27 protein-coding genes and 4 pseudogenes are annotated in these 23,332 nt (G+C 32.5%); 17 read left to right on the top strand and 14 right to left on the bottom strand.

Annotated elements, in window-relative coordinates; genetic code table 11:
* The first annotated feature begins 17 nt into the window (after positions 1-17).
* Positions 18-1,330 (top strand): annotated as a pseudogene (locus ACFELY_RS06500) (MFS transporter).
* 123 nt (positions 1,331-1,453) lie between these two features.
* Here the strand turns inward: ACFELY_RS06500 and ACFELY_RS06495 are convergent.
* Both ACFELY_RS06495 and ACFELY_RS06490 read right to left on the bottom strand, forming a co-directional pair.
* Complete coding sequence (locus tag ACFELY_RS06495) at positions 1,454-2,140, bottom strand: HD domain-containing protein (RefSeq protein ID WP_375333969.1); 687 nt, start codon at positions 2,138-2,140, stop codon at positions 1,454-1,456.
* A gap of 209 nt (positions 2,141-2,349) precedes the next feature.
* Positions 2,350-2,838, bottom strand: coding sequence for an IS3 family transposase (locus ACFELY_RS06490; RefSeq protein ID WP_375333968.1), 489 nt, complete (start codon positions 2,836-2,838; stop codon positions 2,350-2,352).
* A 93-nt stretch (positions 2,839-2,931) separates the two neighbouring features.
* On the opposite strand from ACFELY_RS06490, the gene ACFELY_RS06485 reads away from it, so the two are divergent.
* Together ACFELY_RS06485 and ACFELY_RS06480 are read left to right on the top strand one after the other, a co-directional pair.
* On the top strand, positions 2,932-3,417 hold the full coding sequence (locus tag ACFELY_RS06485) for a helix-turn-helix domain-containing protein (RefSeq protein ID WP_341758975.1): 486 nt from the start codon (positions 2,932-2,934) through the stop codon (positions 3,415-3,417).
* 20 nt (positions 3,418-3,437) lie between these two features.
* On the top strand, positions 3,438-3,935 hold the full coding sequence (locus ACFELY_RS06480) for an IS630 family transposase (protein ID WP_375333967.1): 498 nt from the start codon (positions 3,438-3,440) through the stop codon (positions 3,933-3,935).
* Here the strand turns inward: ACFELY_RS06480 and ACFELY_RS06475 are convergent.
* Together ACFELY_RS06475 and ACFELY_RS06470 are read right to left on the bottom strand one after the other, a co-directional pair.
* The gene (locus ACFELY_RS06475) at positions 3,932-4,486 is read right to left on the bottom strand and encodes an IS3 family transposase (RefSeq protein ID WP_375333966.1); all 555 of its coding nucleotides are present in this window, start codon (positions 4,484-4,486) and stop codon (positions 3,932-3,934) included. The genes ACFELY_RS06480 and ACFELY_RS06475 overlap by 4 nt on opposite strands.
* Before the next feature lie 223 nt (positions 4,487-4,709).
* Positions 4,710-6,575 carry an AAA family ATPase gene (locus ACFELY_RS06470; protein ID WP_375333965.1) on the bottom strand — a complete coding sequence of 622 codons (1,866 nt, stop codon included), beginning with the start codon at positions 6,573-6,575 and terminating at the stop codon, positions 4,710-4,712.
* A gap of 196 nt (positions 6,576-6,771) precedes the next feature.
* Here ACFELY_RS06470 and ACFELY_RS06465 point away from each other — a divergent pair, with 196 nt between their 5' ends.
* The gene (locus ACFELY_RS06465; RefSeq protein ID WP_375333964.1) at positions 6,772-8,025 is read left to right on the top strand and encodes an N-6 DNA methylase; all 1,254 of its coding nucleotides are present in this window, start codon (positions 6,772-6,774) and stop codon (positions 8,023-8,025) included.
* Here the strand turns inward: ACFELY_RS06465 and ACFELY_RS06460 are convergent.
* Entirely contained in the window at positions 8,022-8,519 is a 498-nt protein-coding gene (locus tag ACFELY_RS06460; RefSeq protein ID WP_375329725.1) for an IS630 family transposase, read from the bottom strand. The genes ACFELY_RS06465 and ACFELY_RS06460 overlap by 4 nt on opposite strands.
* Before the next feature lie 20 nt (positions 8,520-8,539).
* Positions 8,540-9,025 (bottom strand): helix-turn-helix domain-containing protein, encoded by a 486-nt coding sequence (locus tag ACFELY_RS06455; protein ID WP_341758975.1) that lies wholly within the window; start codon positions 9,023-9,025, stop codon positions 8,540-8,542.
* 83 nt (positions 9,026-9,108) lie between these two features.
* Between ACFELY_RS06455 and ACFELY_RS06450 the strand changes: the two are divergent.
* The 5 genes and pseudogenes from ACFELY_RS06450 to ACFELY_RS06430 form a co-directional block, all read left to right on the top strand.
* A pseudogene (locus tag ACFELY_RS06450) lies at positions 9,109-9,904 on the top strand (IS3 family transposase); the annotation flags it as partial.
* 178 nt (positions 9,905-10,082) lie between these two features.
* Positions 10,083-10,283 (top strand): transposase, encoded by a 201-nt coding sequence (locus tag ACFELY_RS06445; protein WP_375333963.1) that lies wholly within the window; start codon positions 10,083-10,085, stop codon positions 10,281-10,283.
* Between the two features lie 206 nt (positions 10,284-10,489).
* Positions 10,490-10,681, top strand: a complete 192-nt coding sequence (locus tag ACFELY_RS06440; RefSeq protein WP_375334161.1) for a transposase — start codon at positions 10,490-10,492, stop codon at positions 10,679-10,681.
* Positions 10,682-11,100: 419 nt separating this feature from the next.
* Positions 11,101-11,310, top strand: a complete 210-nt coding sequence (locus ACFELY_RS06435; protein ID WP_375333962.1) for a hypothetical protein — start codon at positions 11,101-11,103, stop codon at positions 11,308-11,310.
* 102 nt (positions 11,311-11,412) lie between these two features.
* Positions 11,413-11,544, top strand: a complete 132-nt coding sequence (locus ACFELY_RS06430) for a hypothetical protein (protein ID WP_375333961.1) — start codon at positions 11,413-11,415, stop codon at positions 11,542-11,544.
* A 207-nt stretch (positions 11,545-11,751) separates the two neighbouring features.
* Here the strand turns inward: ACFELY_RS06430 and ACFELY_RS06425 are convergent, their stop codons facing one another.
* The 3 genes from ACFELY_RS06425 to ACFELY_RS06410 form a co-directional block, all read right to left on the bottom strand.
* Entirely contained in the window at positions 11,752-12,126 is a 375-nt protein-coding gene (locus ACFELY_RS06425; RefSeq protein WP_341759292.1) for a helix-turn-helix domain-containing protein, read from the bottom strand.
* Positions 12,127-12,684: 558 nt separating this feature from the next.
* Entirely contained in the window at positions 12,685-12,864 is a 180-nt protein-coding gene (locus tag ACFELY_RS06415) for an ATP-binding protein (RefSeq protein WP_375330416.1), read from the bottom strand.
* Positions 12,848-13,165: an ATP-binding protein gene (locus ACFELY_RS06410; RefSeq protein WP_341759289.1), complete on the bottom strand. Its 318-nt coding sequence runs from the start codon at positions 13,163-13,165 to the stop codon at positions 12,848-12,850. The genes ACFELY_RS06415 and ACFELY_RS06410 overlap by 17 nt, the downstream gene beginning before the upstream one ends.
* 499 nt (positions 13,166-13,664) lie before the next feature.
* Between ACFELY_RS06410 and ACFELY_RS06405 the strand changes: the two are divergent.
* Positions 13,665-14,366: pseudogene (locus ACFELY_RS06405) on the top strand (portal protein).
* Here the strand turns inward: ACFELY_RS06405 and ACFELY_RS06400 are convergent.
* Both ACFELY_RS06400 and ACFELY_RS06395 read right to left on the bottom strand, forming a co-directional pair.
* Positions 14,363-14,914 (bottom strand): IS630 family transposase, encoded by a 552-nt coding sequence (locus tag ACFELY_RS06400; RefSeq protein ID WP_375333960.1) that lies wholly within the window; start codon positions 14,912-14,914, stop codon positions 14,363-14,365. The pseudogene ACFELY_RS06405 and the gene ACFELY_RS06400 overlap by 4 nt on opposite strands.
* Positions 14,847-15,365, bottom strand: coding sequence for a helix-turn-helix domain-containing protein (locus tag ACFELY_RS06395; RefSeq protein WP_375329726.1), 519 nt, complete (start codon positions 15,363-15,365; stop codon positions 14,847-14,849). The genes ACFELY_RS06400 and ACFELY_RS06395 overlap by 68 nt, the downstream gene beginning before the upstream one ends.
* A 60-nt stretch (positions 15,366-15,425) precedes the next feature.
* Here ACFELY_RS06395 and ACFELY_RS06390 point away from each other — a divergent pair, with 60 nt between their 5' ends.
* The 4 genes from ACFELY_RS06390 to ACFELY_RS06375 all read left to right on the top strand — a co-directional run bounded on the left by ACFELY_RS06390 (position 15,426) and on the right by ACFELY_RS06375 (position 17,951).
* On the top strand, positions 15,426-15,821 hold the full coding sequence (locus tag ACFELY_RS06390) for a lysozyme (RefSeq protein ID WP_375334160.1): 396 nt from the start codon (positions 15,426-15,428) through the stop codon (positions 15,819-15,821).
* A gap of 170 nt (positions 15,822-15,991) precedes the next feature.
* A complete protein-coding gene (locus tag ACFELY_RS06385) occupies positions 15,992-16,504 on the top strand; it encodes a hypothetical protein (protein ID WP_375333959.1) in 513 nt (170 codons plus the stop codon).
* A 96-nt stretch (positions 16,505-16,600) separates the two neighbouring features.
* Positions 16,601-17,545, top strand: coding sequence for an MFS transporter (locus ACFELY_RS06380; RefSeq protein ID WP_375333958.1), 945 nt, complete (start codon positions 16,601-16,603; stop codon positions 17,543-17,545).
* A gap of 52 nt (positions 17,546-17,597) precedes the next feature.
* The gene (locus ACFELY_RS06375; protein ID WP_375333957.1) at positions 17,598-17,951 is read left to right on the top strand and encodes a hypothetical protein; all 354 of its coding nucleotides are present in this window, start codon (positions 17,598-17,600) and stop codon (positions 17,949-17,951) included.
* Here ACFELY_RS06375 and ACFELY_RS06370 read toward each other — a convergent pair.
* A complete protein-coding gene (locus ACFELY_RS06370; protein WP_375333956.1) occupies positions 17,931-18,596 on the bottom strand; it encodes an HD domain-containing protein in 666 nt (221 codons plus the stop codon). The genes ACFELY_RS06375 and ACFELY_RS06370 overlap by 21 nt on opposite strands.
* Before the next feature lie 470 nt (positions 18,597-19,066).
* On the opposite strand from ACFELY_RS06370, the gene ACFELY_RS06365 reads away from it, so the two are divergent.
* From ACFELY_RS06365 to ACFELY_RS06355, 3 genes and pseudogenes are all read left to right on the top strand, one after another.
* A complete protein-coding gene (locus tag ACFELY_RS06365; protein ID WP_375333955.1) occupies positions 19,067-19,675 on the top strand; it encodes a hypothetical protein in 609 nt (202 codons plus the stop codon).
* A 23-nt stretch (positions 19,676-19,698) separates the two neighbouring features.
* Positions 19,699-20,004, top strand: a pseudogene (locus ACFELY_RS06360) (hypothetical protein); the annotation flags it as partial.
* 33 nt (positions 20,005-20,037) lie between these two features.
* On the top strand, positions 20,038-21,078 hold the full coding sequence (locus tag ACFELY_RS06355) for a hypothetical protein (RefSeq protein ID WP_375334159.1): 1,041 nt from the start codon (positions 20,038-20,040) through the stop codon (positions 21,076-21,078).
* A gap of 81 nt (positions 21,079-21,159) precedes the next feature.
* Here the strand turns inward: ACFELY_RS06355 and ACFELY_RS06350 are convergent, their stop codons facing one another.
* A complete protein-coding gene (locus ACFELY_RS06350; protein ID WP_375333954.1) occupies positions 21,160-21,810 on the bottom strand; it encodes a hypothetical protein in 651 nt (216 codons plus the stop codon).
* A 42-nt stretch (positions 21,811-21,852) separates the two neighbouring features.
* Entirely contained in the window at positions 21,853-22,998 is a 1,146-nt protein-coding gene (locus ACFELY_RS06345) for a sensor histidine kinase (RefSeq protein WP_375333953.1), read from the bottom strand.
* Positions 22,999-23,332 lie beyond the last annotated feature (334 nt).

The raw sequence follows: 23,332 nt of genomic DNA, 5'->3' as shown, positions 1-23,332 counted from the left end.
TGAAGAACGGGGGAGAAATGATAGAGTACCAGCAAGAACACAGGAGTTTAACTAGGAAACAGAAGGAAGCTATTGGTCTACTATCCATAGGCACCTTTTTAGAGTATTTTGATCTAATGCTCTATGTTCATATGGCGGTACTTCTTAATGAGCTTTTTTTTCCAAAAGCTGATCCTTACACTTCAGCTATTTATTCTGCAACAGCGTTTTGTGCTACTTTTGTTTTTAGACCAATTGGAGCATTAATTATTGGCTGGATTGGTGATAATATTGGTCGTAAAGCAACAGTAATTATCACCACTTCTATGATGGCTATTTCCTGTATTATTATGGCTAATCTACCAACTTATGCTCAGATAGGTATTACTGCTACCTGGATAATGACTATATGTCGTATTGCACAAGGTATGTCTTCGATGGGAGAAATAATGGGGGCACAACTTTACCTAACTGAAATTACTAAACCACCTGTACAATATCCAGTTGTAGCATTAATAGATGCTTTTGGTGCTATAGGTAGTGCTACCGCTTTAGATATTGCATCTATTGTTACCTCTTTTGAGTTAAATTGGCGAATAGCATTTTGGATAGGAGCAGCAATTGCTTTAATAGGAGTGATAGCTAGGACTGCACTTAGAGAAACACCAGAATTTGCTGATGCAAAACGACGAGTTAAAAAAATATTGGAAAATACTGATATGAACAAAAAAATATTAGAAGACGATCCAATTTGGCAAGATAAACCTGACAAAAAAACAATTTTTGCTTTGTTTTTAATAGATTGTAGTTGGCCTTTAACTTTTTATTTTGCTTTCATTCATTGTGGAAATATTCTTAAAAATCAATTTGGTTATAAACCGGAAGAAGTAATTAATCACAATTTTCTAGTATCAATTGGTACAATTATTTATATGTTATTTATAATATATTTAAGTTATAGAATATATCCACTAAAAATACTAAAAGTAAAAATAATTATTATGCTTATTTTTATCCCCTTTTGTCCATATCTATTGGATTATGGAATAACAACACCGTTTTATTTGATGTTATTCCAACTATTTATTTTGGTATTTGGGCCCTCTAAAACACCAGCGTTTCCGATTATCTTTAGGAACTTTCCGATCTTTAAAAGATTTACTTATAGTAACTTTTCATATGCCTTGTCACGTGCAATTATATACATAATTACCTCTTCGGCATTGTTTACTTTATAAAATATTTTGGTAATGGGGGAGTATGGATTATGATGATTCCAATATATGTTGGATATAGTTATGGATTGTCTCATTTTGAACAGTTGGAAAAAAAAGCTGGTAATTATCCTTAAAGATCATTTTTTGGTTCTGTAACAGATAGTGTTTGACAGGTAAATTTTGATAACATAATTCAGTTATTCTTTTTTCTATTTTTAACACTCCATCTATTTGATCTTCAAGATAGATACTAAGAGTTATAAATCTTTTAAGAGTTTCTTCGACAATTTTTTTCTTTTCTCAGAAGATTTAGAGCCTATAGTTTGCATATTATGAAGCCGATCAAATATCTTAATAACCAAAATATCACTTTTCTTCTGTCTATACAAGGTTTCTACTATTTCAGCAGAACTAATTTTGTGTTCACCTTTAATTCGGGTTAGGTCTTCTACTTGACTAGCAACCTGATCACCAAAAATACTAGTTATCATAGTTTGTGTAAGTTCCGTATCCTCGATAGTATCGTGTAGTAATGACGTAACAATCATATCAGTTCTAAAATATTTTAAAATTCCTAATGCTGTATGTTCAGCAACCATGTATGCTACTTCTATAGGGTGAGAGTAATATGGCTCGCCGGATTGTCGCATCTGTGTGCCATGATATTTTTTGGCGTAATATATACCTTTTTTAACCTCCTCAATATCTATTGGTTGCTTTACTTGTTTGTTTAGTAAAATTAATTTACTGAGTAACCTTTCAGCATATTTACAAGATTCAAACTTTGATTGCCAGTTATGAATATCTTCCATTAGATACACATTATTTTTAATTATGAAGTAGACTATAACTAAAAATAAAAATATTTCCAATATATTATCTTCTAAAGATAAATATTTTCTAACCTTGTTGTAGGATAAGCAGTATCCATTACTGAGTTCCACTTTCCTCAATAGTCTTCGGTTAAGAAAATCCAATGATTAACCAAGTAAGGTGGTCCCCTTTGTCTAGACAAAAATTTAGATAAATAGAGATATAATTCACAAAAATTAAATTGTTGTTTTTATACAATATTTTTTTCAAAATATACACATTCTGGAGTATTATAATCCAAAGTTTGATGCATCCTTTGTCTATTATAAAAGTCCATATATTAGTTAATTGCTGTCTTTGCCTCCTTTACTGTTGTTAAAATAATCCGATAAATTTTTTCCTGTTTTAATGATCGCCAAAAACGTTCAATAAAAATATTATCTAAGGCTCGTCCCTTACCATCCATACTAATCAAGATATTATGTAGCTTTAGCATACTAATAAAATTCTCCGAGGTAAATTGTACTCCTTGATCAGTATTAAATATTTTTGGCATACCATATTTTTCTATAGCGTCTTCAAGGGCTGTTACACAAAATTCACTTTCCAAACTAATGGAGATTCGCCAACTTAGAATATAACGACTATACCAGTCAATAATAGCTACTAAATATACGAACCCTTGGCTCAGTCTTATATACGTTATATCTGTACTCCAAACCTGGTTTGGCAATGCTATTTCTAATCCTTTTAGTAAATAAGGATATATTTTATGTGCCTGATTCCTCTTGCTTAAATTTATTTTAGGATAAACAGCTTCAAGACCCATTATCTTGTAGTAATACCAATTCCCAAATTTAATTTAGTATAAAGATGAGAAAAATAGGTTATAATGTAAAAGATAGACAAAATTAGGAATGTAATGGGTACTCATCAAAAATTAATAACAGAAGATTTATACAAACAGGCTATAGCTCAACTTGCAAGTACGAACAAAGAGAATAGGATCGCTATTAGGTTAAGAGCTATAGTAGCTGCAAAAGAGCATGGTATTGGTATGGTGTCTAAAATATTTGATATCACAACTAATACGCTAAGAAACTGGATAAAAAGCTTTGCCCAAGGCGATGATAAAAATCTTGAATATAAAAAAGGTAGGGGAAGGAAAAGCGATTTAACGGAAAGCTGCTATGAAGCAATAAACAAATGGATACAAGAAGATTGTAACATAACAATAAAAAGTATCGTCATAAAACTTAAAGAAAATTTGGGAATTAATGTAAGTAAATCGGCTGTACACAGGGCATTGCACAAGCTTAAGTTTGCGTACATTACTCCAAGACCAGTGCATTACAAACAGAATAAAGAAACTCATGAACAGTTTAAAAAAAAATTCAAGAAAAAATAACAAGCAATCCAAGAAGTTTTTTGTATTTCTTTGATGAATCGCGTTTTGGAACTCATTCTAAATTAGGTCATGGTTGGTTTCGCAAAGGTATCAGAACTCAAGTTAAAATCAAAATAGGTTTTCAGAATTTTTATGTTTACAGTGCTGTTAACCCAATAACAGGAGATGATTTTAGCTTAATGATGCCAAATGTTAATACTATGTCTTTGAACATGTTTCTTGCGGAAATGTCTAAACATATAGGCGATCAAAAAGCCATTATTGTTATGGATTGTGCTGGATGGCATAAGGCTAAGGACTTAGTGGTTCCTGCTAATATAGAAATTCTTTATTTGCCACCATATTCTCCTGAATTAAATCCTGCGGAGCGATTATGGGAACATTTAAAGTCTGAGACTATAAAGAATAAAGTATACAATACAATTGAACAATTAGAAATAGTAGTATCTTCCTCTATTAAAAATTTAAATACCTTGCTAATTCAATCTATTTGTTGCATGAATCATTTACTAAATTAAATTTGGGAATTGGTATAACGTCTAACAGCTTTACGACCTACCGAAAAACCTTGGGCTTGTAAATATTTAGCCATCCGCCGCATACCATAATATGGATGCATAGTATAGGTCTCATCAATTATTGCCATAATCTTGATATCTTGTTCACTAATACCAGTAGGTTGATAGTAATAGGTTGACCTGCTAATATCCAATAACTTACACTGTTGTACAATTGTTAACTTATTATGATTAGGCTCTATCATATTACACCTAACCTTTAATTCCAAACAATGCAGATTTTTTTTGAGCCAGTCACACTCAACGCTTAACTGACCAATTTGCTCATATAGATTCTTGATTAACCCCTGCTGATTTGGGTCAGCACTCTGTGTTTTATTCTTAAAACCTTGTACTAACAACTCAAGACCTTGTTTTTTCCAGTTACTTATCTGTGTTGCATGAACACCATACTTACTGGTTATCTGGGCTATTGTTAGCTCTCCCTTAATTGCTTCTATGACAATTTTGGCTTTCTCCTCAGCACTATATTGCCTTACTTGTTTTTTCATCTCTAGCTCTCCTTGTTTGCTAAAGAATTCTATCTCATTTTTCTTATTTTTCTGTCCAAAATATTGGAACCATTATACTATTTTCGGAAGCAATAAACAAATTTTTTAGCAACATCGCCGATTATAAATATAGGTTACGTACCTTAATAAATGATAACTTCCAAACTATTACTGTTAACCATTTCTGCAACTCTTCAGGTTAATTGAGTATATATTAAATAGTTTAAAGATTCACCACATCAATCTGATATTCTAGTGCCACTTCCTTGCCGCAAAAAGCCATAGCAATTTTGATAATTTTCTGAACATGAGAGTGTTCTTTTATTTTAGTCTCATATTTTTTTCTCATGATTTGATCTAGCCCATCTTTGGCAACAGATTCTAAAATATCAGGAGATTTACATATTTTATATTCAATAATAATAGCATTGTCACCTTTACCTATCTTGGGTAGTAGCACAATGTCCGCCCTACCGCTACCGGTTTCTCTTTCACTGTCTATTATATAGCCAAGAGATAACGTGTTAATTAAACCTAGCATAAAGCCACTATAAAATAGCTCGGCTTTTTTCTCGCCAGTTTGATGAAAACTAGTAGCGTTTAGTAATAATTCTTGCAACCTTTCTTTAAATTCTTCTATTTTACCTGCCGGCAGCAAACTAGCAAATGAATAATATAAAGAACTATCCATTTGTAACTTGTTGCTCACCCACTGCAATAATCTTGCATTATATATGTGTTTTACCTCTTTATTAGGAGCAGATAATTGATAAATATCCTCTTCTGACTCGATTACCATTGGGTTTAAATAACCACTAAATAACAATAGACTAAATAGCCCTGACCGTGTGTTAATATCACTGAAACTAATTTGTCTGGTAATAGGGGAGATAATATTTTTGCCACTAGCGAGTAGCTGAATATCTTGTTGCATTCCATCTGACAATAATGCTTTATCAACAAGACCAGTTCCCCCACTATCAAGCCAATAATGGTCAAGCTTGCCTTTATGAGCTAAACATTGCATAATCGACCATGGATTATAGATGATTTCTCCGCCAAAATTATAACCATTATACCAAGCTTTAATTTGTTCAGGATTAGTTGCTGTTGGTACTTTGGTTAATAACTCATCAACTTCTGCTTGAGTAAAACCATAGAACTTAGAATATTTTTCATCAAGCAAGCTATATTCACTAACATTATTCAAATCCGAAAATAAATTAGCTTTAGCAACTCGTAATATGCCGGTTATTACCCCTTTTTCTAAATAAGGATTAGTTTTTAAACTACTGCCAAACATCCCGCGGAATATTTTTAGTACATCATCAAATTCTTTTAATTTATCACCAAATTCAATATACGAACTATTGATCGGCGTGTCGTATTCATCGATCAATATATAAACTTTTTGACCAAAATGTTTGTACAGTACTTCACTCAAAACCCGTAAACTATCTTTTAAGTCATTTCTCTCAAGTTTCCCATCAAAATATCTCCTTAGTTTTTCTTTTTGGGCATTATTTAATAGTCCTGTATCTTCTGTTACATGATGATTTAAGTAATGATGACTTGCAAATAATTCTATAATTTGATCCTTTATACCTAGTTCTATTTCTTGATAACTACTACCTTTTACATCTTTAAGATTGAGCAAAATCACCGGAAATTGACCTTGGTACTCAGATATTACATCTGGGTACTGAGCTATTTTCAACTTCTTAAGTAACTTTTTTCTACCTGTTGCTAGTCCTAAATCTACTTCACCCCCGATAAATAGCTTGTTATTTACTCTATCTTCTGTAGGGAAAGGAACACCATTTTGATCCACCTCTATCTCAAAAAATTTCTGGAGCATGTTCATATTCAAGCTCTTACCCCAACGTCTTGGTCTGGTGATTAGGATAACCTTACCATTGTCCTCTAGTAATTCTTGAATCATTAGACTTTTATCAACAAATACATCACTATTAACAACCAAGTCATAGAACTCATCCGTACCTACTAGCATTCTTGGCGGCTTATTTTTACCTTGAATGGTACTAATATCTTTAACTGTTGTATTAAGATCAGAAAGTTTAAAGGTCATATTATTATATTATATTTGAGAATTACTATAAATATTTGCTTTAAGAAAGTGTAGCATAAATAAGCTAACAGCACCAGCAATTATCTTTTTGACAAATATCTTAAGTATCTATTGTTGATGGGTTTTGTTTTGGATATAACTAAAGGAACAATAACGCGGCTTTTAAATTGTTATTGAATAATTGGATGATTTAATTATGAGCGAAGAACTTCTGCAACGAGATTTAATCAAGAATCCTGAAAAAATAGGGACTTGGAATTTTTATAATATTGGTTCAACAACTATTAGTGCTTTAAAAAAATCTGATATAATAAGAAGTATAGATTATGGGAATGTATCAAACAAGAGAGTTGATGCCATTATCACCAAACAAAAAGAAGTTATTGCTATTGTGGAATTTAAATCACCTGAACATTTTAATACCAAGGATAAAAAAAATAATGCCATTCTGCAAGAAATTGAGGTTGCCAAAAAACTAAAAACAAAATTAATTATTGCAACTGATACCAAAGAGACGGTATGGTTTAATGTTGCTACTGGTAATACCGTGAAAACCCAAGAAGCTAATGATTTTAAATATCCTTTTGATTCTAAAGATATAAACTTACCAAAAGTTATCAATGAAATAATACAATCAATAAATGAGAAAAATGATAGAATCTTACCAAAAGAACTAGTCAATCCAACAGATTTAGCAAAACAAATATGGCAAGATGTTTGGAGTGTTAGCGGTGCAACCCCTGATAATTGCTTATACACATTTGTTGAATTATTTATATTCAAATATTTAAGTGATTTAAAAATATTGCAAGGTACTTATAATTTTTACACTTTACTTGGGATGTATGAAGAAGGCAATGAAACTAATACAGTTTTACAACATTATGCAAATATTATCAGGCCACAAATAAAAGAGCTGTTTCCTGAAAATGCTTTAGACAAGACCACCATAATAAATGGTAGCATATTTATCAGCAAAGAACAAAAAGCTGTTGATGGTTACGGAATAGTCTTTAAAAAAGTTCTACAAAAATTTAAAAATTATGGAAAACTTGAACATATTGACCATGATTTTAAAAGTAAGTTATTCGAGAGTTTTTTAAAAGAAAGTATCAGTAAAAAGAATTGGGGGCAATTCTTTACTCCGATTAAAGTTGTCCGTGCTATCAATGAAATGGCAGAAGGTGAGCTAAAAGAAGGAATGACTATTTGTGATCCAGCCTGTGGAGTGGGGAAATTTCCATTAGAATTTATAAAGAACGATCTTGATAAGCTCTTTAAAGTTGAAAACAATAAAATAATACAAAAAGTTAAAATAGTTGGTTTTGATAAGGGTTTTGATAAAGATGAGCAGAAAACCATCATTTTAGCAAAAGCCAATATGCTTATTTATTTTTGTGAACTGATAAAAGATAATATTGGATTAACTAATACCAATTCCCGAATTTAATTTAGTAAATGATTCATGCAACAAATAGATTGAATTAGCAAGGTATTTAAATTTTTAATAGAGGAAGATACTACTATTTCTAATTGTTCAATTGTATTGTATACTTTATTCTTTATAGTCTCAGACTTTAAATGTTCCCATAATCGCTCCGCAGGATTTAATTCAGGAGAATATGGTGGCAAATAAAGAATTTCTATATTAGCAGGAACCACTAAGTCCTTAGCCTTATGCCATCCAGCACAATCCATAACAACAATGGCTTTTTGATCGCCTATATGTTTAGACATTTCCGCAAGAAACATGTTCAAAGACATAGTATTAACATTTGGCATCATTAAGCTAAAATCATCTCCTGTTATTGGGTTAACAGCACTGTAAACATAAAAATTCTGAAAACCTATTTTGATTTTAACTTGAGTTCTGATACCTTTGCGAAACCAACCATGACCTAATTTAGAATGAGTTCCAAAACGCGATTCATCAAAGAAATACAAAAAACTTCTTGGATTGCTTGTTATTTTTTCTTGAATTTTTTTTTAAACTGTTCATGAGTTTCTTTATTCTGTTTGTAATGCACTGGTCTTGGAGTAATGTACGCAAACTTAAGCTTGTGCAATGCCCTGTGTACAGCCGATTTACTTACATTAATTCCCAAATTTTCTTTAAGTTTTATGACGATACTTTTTATTGTTATGTTACAATCTTCTTGTATCCATTTGTTTATTGCTTCATAGCAGCTTTCCGTTAAATCGCTTTTCCTTCCCCTACCTTTTTTATATTCAAGATTTTTATCATCGCCTTGGGCAAAGCTTTTTATCCAGTTTCTTAGCGTATTAGTTGTGATATCAAATATTTTAGACACCATACCAATACCATGCTCTTTTGCAGCTACTATAGCTCTTAACCTAATAGCGATCCTATTCTCTTTGTTCGTACTTGCAAGTTGAGCTATAGCCTGTTTGTATAAATCTTCTGTTATTAATTTTTGATGAGTACCCATTACATTCCTAATTTTATCTATCTTTTACATTATAACCTATTTTTCTCATCTTTATACTAAATTAAATTTGGGAATTGGTATTAGACAGTAATGTATCTGTACGCAAGCAAGCTCTATTGCTATCGATATGCAGATCGGGGCTTTATTATAAATCTATAATTAACGATTATGCAGAAACTGCTAATTTGCTCAATGAAATATATTTGGCTTCTGATTGTCGTTATGGGTATAGAAAAATTACAGCGGAACTCAAAGCTTCTGGTGTAGAAGTTAATAGTAAAAAAATACTTAGAATAATGCAAGATATTGGGTTGCAGGGCTTATATCAAAAGAAACAATGTAATCCTAGTATCAAGGAGAAGGCACATAAAATATATCCATATTTACTTACTGGTTTAGTGATTGACAGAGCTAATCAAGTATGGGCTACTGATATTATATATATTGCCATTGAAGGAAAGTTTATGTACTTTATTGCAACAATTGATTTATATAGTAGATATATTATAACTTATGAATTGTCGCCATATATTGAAGCTGGATTTTGTGTATCTACACTTAGAGAGGCGTTAACAAAGCACAATCCTGAGATTTTTTAATAGTGATCAAGGGGTGCAGTTTACTAGTAATGATTTTATTAAAGAGTTAAGTTCTAGAAATATAAAAATTAGTATGGATCACAAGGGGAGATGCTTTGATAATATATATGTTGAGAGGCTTTGGAGAACCTTGAAACAAGAAGCGATATATTACTATAAACCAAGTAGTATTAGGGAATTAGAAATAGTAATAAAAGATTTTGTTAGTTGGTATAATTACCAAAGACGACATCAAAGTTTACAGTATAAAATACCAGCTGAAGTGTATTATACAGTGTAAAAAAAGATATCTGTATTTTATAGATAAAAAAATTAAAAAAACGGATCATTTATGAAAATTTGGTCTAGACAAATGGGGGTAGTATAAGGAATAGATATATAATGGATTCACGATTATTCCCTTTAAAACAAGGATTTTTTGGAAATGAAATAGAACCAATCATAGAGAAGAATTATATTTGGAAAGGACGCCCCCAAAGATTAGCCATTATAAGGTATTTTGTACAATAATGTATGTGTTAAGAACCGGGATACTGTGGAGGGATTTACCAAAATGCTATGGATGTTGGTACACCATCTACCAACGCTTTAAAAGAGGCAGCGAAAAAGGAATATGGTGGAAAATCTTAATAATCTTACAACAAAGTAAAAATTATTAATTAACATAGTAATTACGGATAGCACAACCTTTAAACTATATCGACACAGTGGTGGGTTAAAAGGGGGATGCAAAGCAAAGGAAAAAGTAAAGGAGGAATGAGTACAAAATTACATCTTGCTATGACTACGTCATGGCACATAAAAAGGATTTTTAACTGCTGGCAATAGGAACGATATTGCTGTAGCAGAATAGTTAACTGCAGACATCGTTGGATGTGATGTTATCCAAGATCGTGGATATGATAGTAATAAAAATAGACCAAACCTTGAGTCTCAGAATAATATTACCGTTATCCCTGGCAGAAAAAATAGAAAAACAGAAATTGTTTATGATAGAGAAAAATACAAACTTAGAGGAGCTATTGAAAGATTCTTTGGAAAAATAAAAGAAAATTAGAGGCTTACTGTCTGATATGAAAAAGATGATCTTTCTTTCCTCTCGTTTATCGCTCTTGCTGCTATTAAATTATACCTTTGTTAACAGTATCTAGCAAGGGTGGTGTTTACGGTACTCAGTTCAGGCAATGATTATACCGAGAGTAAAGTTTGTAGCTAAAGAATTGGTACAAATAGTTGACGAGATATTATAGGTAAGTAGAAATTTAATAGATTCTAATCTGGAATATGCGAAAGAATGATAATATTGATGGTAAATAAGACAAACCTTAGCTTATGAAAAAACTGAACTGGACAATGGCTCTTTAGAAGTAGAAAAGATGATAAGTATAAGTTTGTAAGCCAGCGAATTCCATCAGGGCTATAGGGTAAATTTAAAGTGATTTATTAACTATAAGCCTGATACATGGTTGCATTCGATTGTTTGCTGTTATATATTATTTTTTTCTTGCATTATCGGGTAGGTCCATACATGTTCAGAATACGACAGTGATAGGCAATAAAGGATATGATAGTAGTACGTTTGTAGAAGCAAATAAGGGATGTGAGGTTGTTATACCACCAAAATCTAATCGTAAAGTACAACGTGAATATGATAGACATATTTATAAAGAACGGTACTTAAATTGAATGTTTCTTTGGTAAAATCAAACATTTTAGGCTTATGTTTTCTAGGTTTGATAAAGCCCCAACCACCTTTTTAGCTTTTTTAAATTTCGTTGGCTCTTTAATATGGTTACGTTAAAAATTTTGTCAACAGAACCTAATTATGGTTTTGTAAATTACATAATACATGAACATCGGGATAAGAAGTTCCAGAAGGTAAGCGTTCACGGTTTTCTGCTATTTTCTTATGATAAATAAAAAATCTGCTCGCCAAGCGTCTATTAGTGAGGAGACACTTGGCGGCGACGCGGTAATCCATAAAATGACCAATAATGGATTACTTTGTTGCTACTAAAGTAGCTCCTCGCAATGACGTTTTGTACTTTAACTTTTTTCCGTGAACGCTCACTAAATTATTTAGATATCTATTTAATCTTACAATATTTTCATTCTGTTTTATTTTACCTAATCTTCTTTAATCAAAGAGCGTATCAATGCATTAACCGCTTGTTGATGTGCAGGGTTACGAATTTTCATAAAATTTCTTGACACTTCTATACACATACGCTGGTGTTGAGTATGTACAGGTTCAACATTATCAACCTCTTCTAAACCATTATAAAAATAATCGATATTTTTTTCTAGTGCTTTAGCAATAAGAATTAGCCTGCCCATTGGTATTCTATTGACCCCCTTCTCATATTTTTGTAACTGCTGATGTGTTACTACTATTACCCTTGCAAGTTGTTGACGCGACAATCCCTTGGCAAGCCTTAGAGAATAGATTTTCTCACCTATAAATTTGTCAGCTTTTTCGATAAAGTCATTCTTTCGTGCCATAATTAACTCCCTTATGAATGAATTATTAAATTTTTGCAAATATATATTATTAACAAATGCAAAGATTACTGTCATATATTATATAACCTAGAAAGGCAACAATTAAAATAGGTTTATTGCCATATAAACTAATCCACTATCAGTAAATAGCAATATATTGTTCGTTTACATACAAGTAATACTTAATATTATTTAACTTTTATATATCATAATGATCTTATAGATACTTACCTATCTTGTAAATTATAATTTTATTTTTATTGGATTTTTTAAGCATAGTACCCTACAATTTTTGTTATATAAGTGTCACAACAGTATAAAACATCAATAGACCTCTTTCGAAACTCTACTTCTGCTGGTAATTTGTGCGTGATACCTGTACTCTGCTCCTCACGTACATTTGTGTAAATTGTAATGATCTTTTGCCCCCTTATTGTAATCAACTATTGACCCCTCTAAACCTATAAAAAAATTAGTTAATTTTAGTTAAACTTTAGATAAAATTCTCTAAAACTCTCGATAATTTTTAATTAATGCAATAGTCTGTTATCTCAATCTTTAATCTACATTCCTTCCTCCCCTAAAACTTTTATTACCAGTTTCTATGATTTGACAATGATGGGTTATCCTATCGATAATTGCCTTTGTTGCTTTAGGATTAGCAAACATATCTCCCCATTCTTCAAATCTTAAATGGGTTGTTATAATCAGCGAAGACTGTTCATATATATTTAGCAAACAGCTCAAATAATAAGAATCTAGACTCGGGTTTTATTGGCACATATCCCAGTTCATCTGTCACAATAAGGTTGAACCTCTTAACTGAATCGATGAATTTTATCTCATAGTTATGTATTCTTGCATTGAGTAATTGGCTAGCTAATTCATTTAAAGTATAGAACCTTACCCTGTAATCCTTTTCAACTGCAGTAAATGCTAAACCAATTGCTAAATGAGTCTTGCCTGTTCCAGAACCACCTATTAACATTATATTGTGGTGATTATCAACAACTTTTTGTATATCACAGTTGCTAGACACTGTTAACAAATATCTATAAATATATAGAAGAAGATATGATATATTTAAGATATATTAAGAAAAAAGGTATGATATATAATGGATTCGCGATTATTCCCTGTAAAACAAGGATTTTTTGAAAACGAAATAGAACCAATCATAGAGAAGAATTATATTTGGAAAGGACGCCTCCAAAGATTAGCCATTATAAGGTATTATGTGCAATAATGTATGTATTAAGAACTGGGATACCGTAGCAGGATTTACCAAACTATGGATGTTGGTACACCATCTACCAACGCTTTAAAAGAGGCAGCGAAAAAGGAATATGGTGGAAAATCTTAATAATCTTACAACAAAGTAAAAAATTATTAATTAACATAGTAATTACGGATAGCACAACCTTTAAACTATATCGACACAGTGGCGGGTTAAAAGGGGGATGCAAAGCAAAGGAAAAAGTAAAGGAGGAATGAGTACAAAATTATACCTTTGTTAACAGTGTCTAGCTGAGCAAAAAATTATTAGTCAATCAGGCTATTCTTATTTTCCATTTTTTGTAACGCGGTGGGTAAAAGAAGAAGGTGAAGTATATGGCTATGCTCCGGCTCATCATGTGCTACCTGATATTAAACTACTCAATAGTTTAAGACAAATTACCCTAAAAGTAGCCCAGAAACAACTAGACCCACCATTATTAGTGCCAAAAGATTGATATTACTTACCGCTTTATACTACACCTGGTAGTGTTAATTTCTACCGTAATGGTATGGCAGATAAAATAATACCACTAACTGGTATGGAAAATATCTTACCTACTGAGATAGAGCAAAATCAATGTCGTGATGCCATATATAAGGCGTTCTATATCGATATATTCAGGATGCAAAAGGAAAATAAAGAAATGACTGCCACCGAGGTACAAATTAGGACAGAGGAACAATATCGTTTAATGTCTCCAATGGTTGGTATAATCGAGAGTGAGTTGTTAAATCCGTTAATTATGGCGATATATCAGACATTGATTAAATATAACAGAGTACCAATCTTAGAGGGAACAACAAGCCAGCCTGAGATAGAGATTGAATATGTTTCACCATTATCCAGGGCCCAGAAAACATCAGCAATATCAAGCGTTGAGCAAGTATTAGGTTTCTTCCAAAGAAGTGGAATCAGTAACTTTTTTCCTGAGATTTATGATAATACCAATTCCCAAATTTAATTTAGTAAATGATTCATGCAACAAATAGATTGAATTAGCAAGGTATTTAAATTTTTAATAGAGGAAGATACTACTATTTCTAATTGTTCAATTGTATTGTATACTTTATTCTTTATAGTCTCAGACTTTAAATGTTCCCATAATCGCTCCGCAGGATTTAATTCAGGAGAATATGGTGGCAAATAAAGAATTTCTATATTAGCAGGAACCACTAAGTCCTTAGCCTTATGCCATCCAGCACAATCCATAACAATAATGGCTTTTTGATCGCCTATATGTTTAGACATTTCCGCAAGAAACATGTTCAAAGACATAGTATTAACATTTGGCATCATTAAGCTAAAATCATCTCCTGTTATTGGGTTAACAGCACTGTAAACATAAAAATTCTGAAAACCTATTTTGATTTTAACTTGAGTTCTGATACCTTTGCGAAACCAACCATGACCTAATTTAGAATGAGTTCCAAAACGCGATTCATCAAAGAAATACAAAAAACTTCTTGGATTGCTTGTTATTTTTTCTTGAATTTTTTTTAAACTGTTCATGAGTTTCTTTATTCTGTTTGTAATGCACTGGTCTTGGAGTAATGTACGCAAACTTAAGCTTGTGCAATGCCCTGTGTACAGCCGATTTACTTACATTAATTCCCAAATTTTCTTTAAGTTTTATGACGATACTTTTTATTGTTATGTTACAATCTTCTTGTATCCATTTGTTTATTGCTTCATAGCAGCTTTCCGTTAAATCGCTTTTCCTTCCCCTACCTTTTTTATATTCAAGATTTTTATCATCGCCTTGGGCAAAGCTTTTTATCCAGTTTCTTAGCGTATTAGTTGTGATATCAAATATTTTAGACACCATACCAATACCATGCTCTTTTGCAGCTACTATAGCTCTTAACCTAATAGCGATCCTATTCTCTTTGTTCGTACTTGCAAGTTGAGCTATAGCCTGTTTGTATAAATCTTCTGTTATTAATTTTTGATGAGTACCCATTACATTCCTAATTTTATCTATCTTTTACATTATAACCTATTTTTCTCATCTTTATACTAAATTAAATTTGGGAATTGGTATTACTGCCCAGCTGGTTTAAAAACTATAGGTTGGGGGCATGTGATAAAAGAGTATGAGCAACAACAAATGTCTAATGGTATATCGCGAGAACACGCTGATTATTTATTAGAGCAGGACATAGAGCAAGCTAAATATGCCATTTATCGACATTGCCGCGTACCATTAAACTACTCCCAAGAGGGAGCATTGATATCATTTGTCTTCAATTGCGGGGCTGGTGCCTTTCAAGCTTCCAGTTTAAGACAAAAGTTATTACGAGGTGAATATTTATCAGCTGCCGATGAATTCCCTAAATTGGTTTATGCCCGAGGTATTAAGCTTAAGGGTTTGGTAAGAAGGCGATTAGTAGAGAGAGAAATATTTTTACAGAACTAGATATGACAGGTAATTTTGTCGTCAAAATTAAGCGGGGGAATCCTCACATACGCTTTAGTATGCTGCGGTTTTTCGCTTAATTTTTCCTAAAACTTCCTCTGTCATATCTAGTTCTGCTATTTATGTAAGAATTTTATAAACAAACAGCATCATGCAACGAGGATGAAAAAATGAAAGCCGCAAGGATAAAAATAGAGAGAAATCAAGAACAATATCAAAATATTGTCAATTTAAGCAAGAAGAAAAATAAGCCTCAAGAAGTTGTAGTAAATGATACTATACAACAGACTCCCCTTGCCTCTGAGGTGATGCCACAAACTACGTCCCAAACTATGCCGCAAACTGTTGAGCAGGCAAGGAAACATTATGCTATTTCTTCTAGTAATAATATTGATAGCCGAAATATCATTGAAGCAAATGAGTCAATAGCTGAAAAAGTGAAAGAACTGCATCAGTTGGAAGAGATGCAACAACATCTACTCTGCAAGGAAGATAGTATAAAGCTAGAAGTGATGAACTATATGCAATTCCATATTTACCTAAAAATGGGGGATAATGTTCTTGTCTCGTGGAAAAACTGCACCCGCAGAACATTTGACCTAGCAAAGTTCAAAGGTGATTATCCTGAAATATATAGTGAATATGTCAAAGAAATTTCCCCCAGATTGTTTAGGCTTTATTAATCTTTGGGGGTATTATTAAATAAACTTTATTATTTCCACTTTTAATATTATTTTCTTTTTGCTATCATTAATAGTTGGTCTATTGATGGTAAAAAAATGATAGGGTATCCTCAAGAACAAAAAGGTTTATACAAAGAACAAACAAGTTTAAACAAAGAACAAAAAGAAGCTGTGGGGTTACTATCAATAGGAACTACCCTTGAATATTTTGATTTGATGATCTATGTTCACATGGCAGGGTTTCTTAATGAATTATTTACTCCAAAAACTGACTCACACACTACTGCTTTGTATTCTGCAACTATTTTTTGTGTAACTTACATACTTAGACCATTAGGAGCTTTAATATTTGGATGGATAGGTGATAATATAGGGCGTAAGGCAACAATTATCATCACAACTTTTATGATGTCATCTGCTTGCATTGTTATGGCTAATCTGCCTACTTATGAGCAAATAGGAAGTGTAGCGATGTGGGTAGCGATTATCTGCCGGGCTGTTCAAGGCATGTCTTCTATGGGTGAAATAGTAGGAGCAGAACTTTATTTAACGGAAATGCTTAAACCACCAATACAGTATGTAAGTGTTGGATTGATAGGGGCTTGTTCTGTCCTAGGAACATTAGGGGCTTTATCCATTTCTTTACTTGTTGTTTGTTATGGTATTAATTGGCGTATAGTATTTTGGGTGGGTGCAATAATTGCCTTTGTTGGTTCTGTTGCAAGAACAAAACTTAGAGAAACCCCAGAGTTTGCCGATGCCAAACGTCGAATAGAAAAAGTTTTTGAAAAAACTAATACCGATGTAAATATTTTACAAGATAATCCCATTTGGCAAGAAAAAGTTAATAAAAAAACTGTAATAGCTTTCTTTTTATTACAATGTGCCTTACCGGTATGTGTTTATTTGCTTTATATATATTGTGGTAATATTTTAACAACTAGCTTTGGTTACACAGTAGCCGAAATTGTTCAGCATAATTTTATTGTCTGTCTAATGGAGCTGTTAATCACCTTAATATTATGTTATTTAAGTTTATAAAGTATATCCATTATTAATCATAAGAATTATACTGCTAATATTTTCTATTTTTATGATATTCTGTCCGTATTTATTGAATAATCTTAATTCTCCTGATCAGTTATTTTTTATTCAATTCTTTATCATCTTATGGAAACAATGCTTAAACGCTGCTACTCCTATTTGTTTAAAAAGTTTTCCTATATTTAAACGTTTTACCTATGCTAGTATGACATTTTCTATATCTCGTGCTATGATATATGTTATTAGCTCTTTTGGTTTTGTCTACCTTACTGAGTGTTTTGGCAATTGGGGAATATGGTTTATTATGATCCCTATAATAATTGGTTTTGCTTATGGATTATTGCATTTTGAAAATCTGGTGAAAATCCCTAAAATCATCCACTCAGAAAACCGTATAATTTAGAGCAGGTCTGGAGTTAATAGGCAAATTTTGGTAACATAGATTTATTAATTGTTGCTCGACTATTGGTATTTCCAAGTAAAAACAAAAAGTTACAAAATATCCTATAGTTTCTTTAACTATCTTCAGTGCCTTTTCCTGTGATTTAGCTCCTAGTGTTTGTAGATTGTGAATGCGGTCAAATAATTTAATAAATACCACGTCAAACCTTTTTTGTTGAGATAATAAATACAAAGTTTCTTTGGAGCTAATCTTGCCATAAGGCTTGATTCTTGTTAGAGCTTCCACTTGGCTAGCAACTTGACTACCAAAAATTCGAGCTATCATCTCTTCAGTAAGTATTGTATCTTCGATCGTGTCATGCAATAAACTGGTAACGATCATGTCAGTCTTAAACAATATGGGAATTTCTTGGGCTGTGAATTCAGCAAACATATACGCTACTTCTATTGGATGAGAATAATAGGGGTCGCCGGATTGTCGCATTTGACTACCATGATATTTCTTAGCATAATAGATAGCTTTGGTAATTTCTTTGATATTTACTGGATGAGGTACCTTGTTGTTTAGTAAAATCAATTTATTAAGTAACTTATCAGAATAGTCACAACACTCAAACTTTGCCTGCCAATTGGCAATATCTTCCATAAATACCTAATTCATTATTTTAATGGTCAATATAGACTAAACTAAAAATTAAAATAGTTCTATTAAGTTTTGATACATTTTTTTAAAAATTGTTGTAGCTAACCTACGTAAATTTTTCATGAAACTAATTGCTGTGATTATTTTGTTACTTTATTAAAAAATAAATGATTTTCTTAACTTTTTTATTTGCACAAATTTTAATTTTCATTCATCATATTAAAATAGCTGTCAAAATGGTTTGCCATTGATTGATTTAGTATTTTGGTCTGTTCTCTAGATATTTAGGCTTACATACAAGGTTTATTGGTAAAGATTAAGGTTGTTTTAGGTCTTTAACAAGCTCATTAATATAACTAAGTACATTTGAAATATGTATATCTAGAATAAGAAAAACAGAATTAGGCTATTTAATTTTCACTAAGGGCTATTTAGAATAATGTAATATTAATTAATTTTATGAGGTAAATATTATGGATACACTTACTGAAGTTATTGAAGATTTGAATGCAGGAAAAGATGTTAAGGAAATAGATTTGTGGAGCAACGAGATAGGCAATGAGGGAGCAAAAGTACTAGCACAAGCCTTACAAAACAACAAAACTGTGACAAACATAGATTTGCAGAAGAACCAGATAGGCGATGAGGGAGCGAAGGCACTAGCACAAGTCTTACAAAACAATAACACTGTGACGAGTATAGCTTTGAATGAAAACCAGATAGGCGATGAGGGAGCGAAGGCACTAGCACAAGCTTTACAAAACAATAACAGTGTGACAACAATAGATTTGAGCAACAACCAGATAGGCTATGAGGGAGTGAAGGCACTAGCACAAGCCTTACAACACAATAAAACTGTGAAGACAATAGATTTGAACGAGAACCAGATAGGCGATGAGGGAGTGAAGGCACTAGCACAAGCCTTAGAACACAATAAAACTGTGAAGACAATAGATTTGAACGAGAACCAGATAGGCGATGAGGGAGTGAAGGCACTAGCACAAGCCTTAGAACACAATAAAACTGTGAAGACAATAGATTTGAACGAGAACCAGATAGGCGAGAAGGGAGCGAAGGACTAGCACAAGCCTTACAAAACAATAACACTGTGACGAAAATAGATTTGCATTGGAACCAGATAGGCGATGAGGGAGCGAAGACACTAGCACAAGCCTTACAAAACAATAACACTGTGACGACAATAGATTTAGGTGACAACCAGATAGGCTATGAGGGAGCAAAGGCACTAGCACAAGCCTTACAAAACAATAATACTGTGACGACTATAGATTTAGATTGCAACCAGATAGGATATAAGGGAACGAAGACACTAGCAAAAGCCTTACAAAACAATAACACTGTGACGACTATAGATTTAGATTGCAACCAGATAGGATATAAGGGAACGAAGACACTAGCAAAAGCCTTACAAAACAATAACACTGTGACGACTATAAAGTTGTCCGGGAACCAGATAGGCTATTGGGGAACGAAAGCACTAGCAAAAGCATTACAAAACAATAACAGTGTGACAATTCTAGATTTGCAGCACAACGATATAGGCGATGAGGGGGCGAAGGCACTAGCACAAGCCTTACAAAACAATAACACTGTGACAACTCTAGATTTGCAGCACAACGATATAGGCTATAAGGGAGCGAAGGCACTAGCAAGAGCCTTACAAAACAACAGTGTGACGACAATAGATTTGGGGTGGAACAAGATAGGCGATGAGGGAGCGAAGGCACTAGCACAAGCCTTACAAAACAATAACACTGTGACGAAAATAGATTTGTGGAACAACAAGATAGGCGATGAGGGAGCGAAGGCACTAGCACAAGCCTTACAAAACAATAACACTGTGACGAAAATAGATTTGCATTGGAACCAGATAGGCGATGAGGGAGCGAAGACACTAGCACAAGCCTTACAACACAATAACACTGTGACGACTATAGATTTGAACTTGAACCAGATAGGCGATGAATTACGAAATGATATATATAAACTATTAGAGAAAAACAAATTACAAGCAGAAGAATTATCTAAGAAGATCGAGCAAGGAGTAGATTCTGTACAAGAAAAATTGGTTTCTGGCGATAATATAAAAGCAGAAGAGAGGCAAGAAATTTCCAAAAGAATACAGCAAATTAAAGAAATCGTACAAAAGCAGAAATTAGAACAAAAAGAAGATGTGGATGATGCGATACTTGCTCAAATAAATAACTATAAGAATGATGTTCTGAAAGCAAGGGGTGATAAAGAAATACAACAGCTTGTTAAGGAATATAAGAATGATGTTATGCTAGTAAAATTAAAGAAAATGCAACAATCACAACAAACAGAACATAGCTCGGGAACAAAAATTATTAGTGATTATAATCTTAAGTTGTTATTGTCTAACGTAAGTAATTCCGCTGATTTGTATGAAGTGTTAGAGAGTTTGTTAATTGGAGATATTGAGCCTCTATCAGAAGGCGTTTAGGGATTTATTACAAAAACCTGAATAAATATTAAATTAGTTGTTATTATTCAGGTTTTTGTATTTATTAGAGATAGTGTTAAACTATAGCCCTCTGCCCAATTTTTTGTTGTGGATATCTAGAGCCTTAGTTAACAACACTTCTACTTCATAACTAGTATTCTCACTTTCCAACTCTGTAAAATCTATTATTATTTCGCTTGTAACGTTATCGGACTCTAGAATTTTCACCAGTTCCATCGCCCCCTTGTCAGTGATATAGTTATAGCTAATATTTATTCTGCTAATGGTTCTATTGATTTCCAAAGCTTTAACAAGCTGAACAACCCCAACATCACCAATATTATTAATAGATATATCTATTTCCTTGATAGTTTTATTGTTTGCTAAAAATTCCGCTAGTATTATTGCTCCTTGATCATCAATATTGTTACACACAAGCTCTATATTAGTCAAACTGCGATTAGTCTCTAATGCTTTGACCAACAAACTGACTTCCTCAGAACCAATATCGTTGTCGCAAAGACTTATTGATGTTATCAGTTCATTATCTTCCAAAGCTTTACCAAGTATCTTAGTTCCTTCTGCACCTATCTTGTCATCGGCAAGATATATGGAGGTTATATTATTGCTCTGCAAAACATTTTTAAGTATTTGTCCAGCAATATTAGTGATATTATTTATTTTTTCGTTTGTTGAATCATTTTCTTGTTGATTTTTAACATTGTTAGTCATAAAATTAACTCCTATTTTTGTCATAGAGAATAGACACCGAGGTTAGTTTACATTGGTGGTCCTAACCTCGGTGCTTGACCCCACCTCACGTGGCATCCTATCGCATATTCTATCATTAGTCTTATACTTATTAGCTGCCATATTATTAATCTCGTCATTGTTAATATCTTCAGTTGACACTAATGTTACCGGCACTTGTATAGTAAAGGTTGTCTTCTTGCCTTGCTGGCTGCTAATGTCAATTGCACCATTCATATCTGCAATAAATTGTTTGACTAAACTTAGACCTAATCCTAATTTTAAATTTGATGCTGAGCTTGAGTTAGACTGCAATTCCTCACCAATAGCTTTGCTAGTCGATTTAGTAAAAGTGGAGCTATCGAGACCGTTTAATTGCTCATAGATATATTTTTGCTGTTCTTCAGACATACCAATACCTGTATCATGCAGAATGAATTCTAAAACATCTTTGGCTTGCTTAGTTTCTGTAGCTTCTTCTTGTAATAGTGTGGTGCTTGCAAGAAAAATTTGGCTACTTAAGAAAACGCTACCCTCCTCAGTGAAATTAATAGCATTAGTAATTAACTGAGTTAATATCGCTTCAATTCGGTAACTATCACCAATGAGGATATTTGGGATGTCTCTATAGAAATTATTTACCAGCCTTATACCTTTATGCTTCGAGGTTAGCATTAGTCTATTAATAACATTGTCTACTAACATTTCAGGCTTGAATTTCCTAGAGATTGTGGGTAGTGGTATTAAGCTTGTGGTGGCAGTTGGAATTGGGTAGCTAGTGAAATTTGTTATATTTCTAGAATAATACATTAACTCCTTAGCAAAAGTGGTAATCTCAGCTATAGCGTTCTTTTTGTTGGGCTTTTCCTCTCCTATATGTAGCATCGTAGAAAGGGCAAAAATATTATTACAAGATTTGTTTAGGCTAATGGATATAGTTCGTATAAAGTCTTGGTGGATAAAATTAGCTAGTTCTAGATTTCTCCTAGCTTGTTGTAACTCAACAATAATATCACTACTGATATTATTTTTTTCACATGTTGTAGATTTATTTTGTTGATTTTTAATATCGGTAGGCATAGAATTAACTCCTGTTTTTCTTAGTTGGGAAATAGACACTGAGGTTAGAGAAAAATTTGGTGATTCGTATCTAACCTTAGTGCTTGACATTTACACTACGTAACGTCTACTAACAAATATCCTAGTTTTTTCCCATAGTAAAGCGGTTTTTTCACGGTTAGTAATTTTTTTATAAAAATTTTTTAGAGTAGTGTTAAACCAGAGACAGTTAGTAAAATTATTATTTACAATTGAGGGCTAAATGGCTGATAAGTAAGCCGTAAATTAGCTATTTAAACAAGCTGCCTAATGCGGTTAATTGAATAAATAGCTAATTAGCTACTTGTATTTTAAGGCAAATATGAGCCTAAAATTGTATCAGGTTTTTTTGCACCAAACAAAACCCATTACTTAGCAAAAGCAATGGTGTACTTTCATTGACTGT

The organism is Candidatus Tisiphia endosymbiont of Xenochironomus xenolabis, from assembly GCF_964264705.1.
GTDB lineage: Bacteria > Pseudomonadota > Alphaproteobacteria > Rickettsiales > Rickettsiaceae > Tisiphia.
The sequence above is the reverse complement of the archived record's forward strand: the minus strand, read 5'-3'. Positions and strand labels throughout refer to the sequence as shown.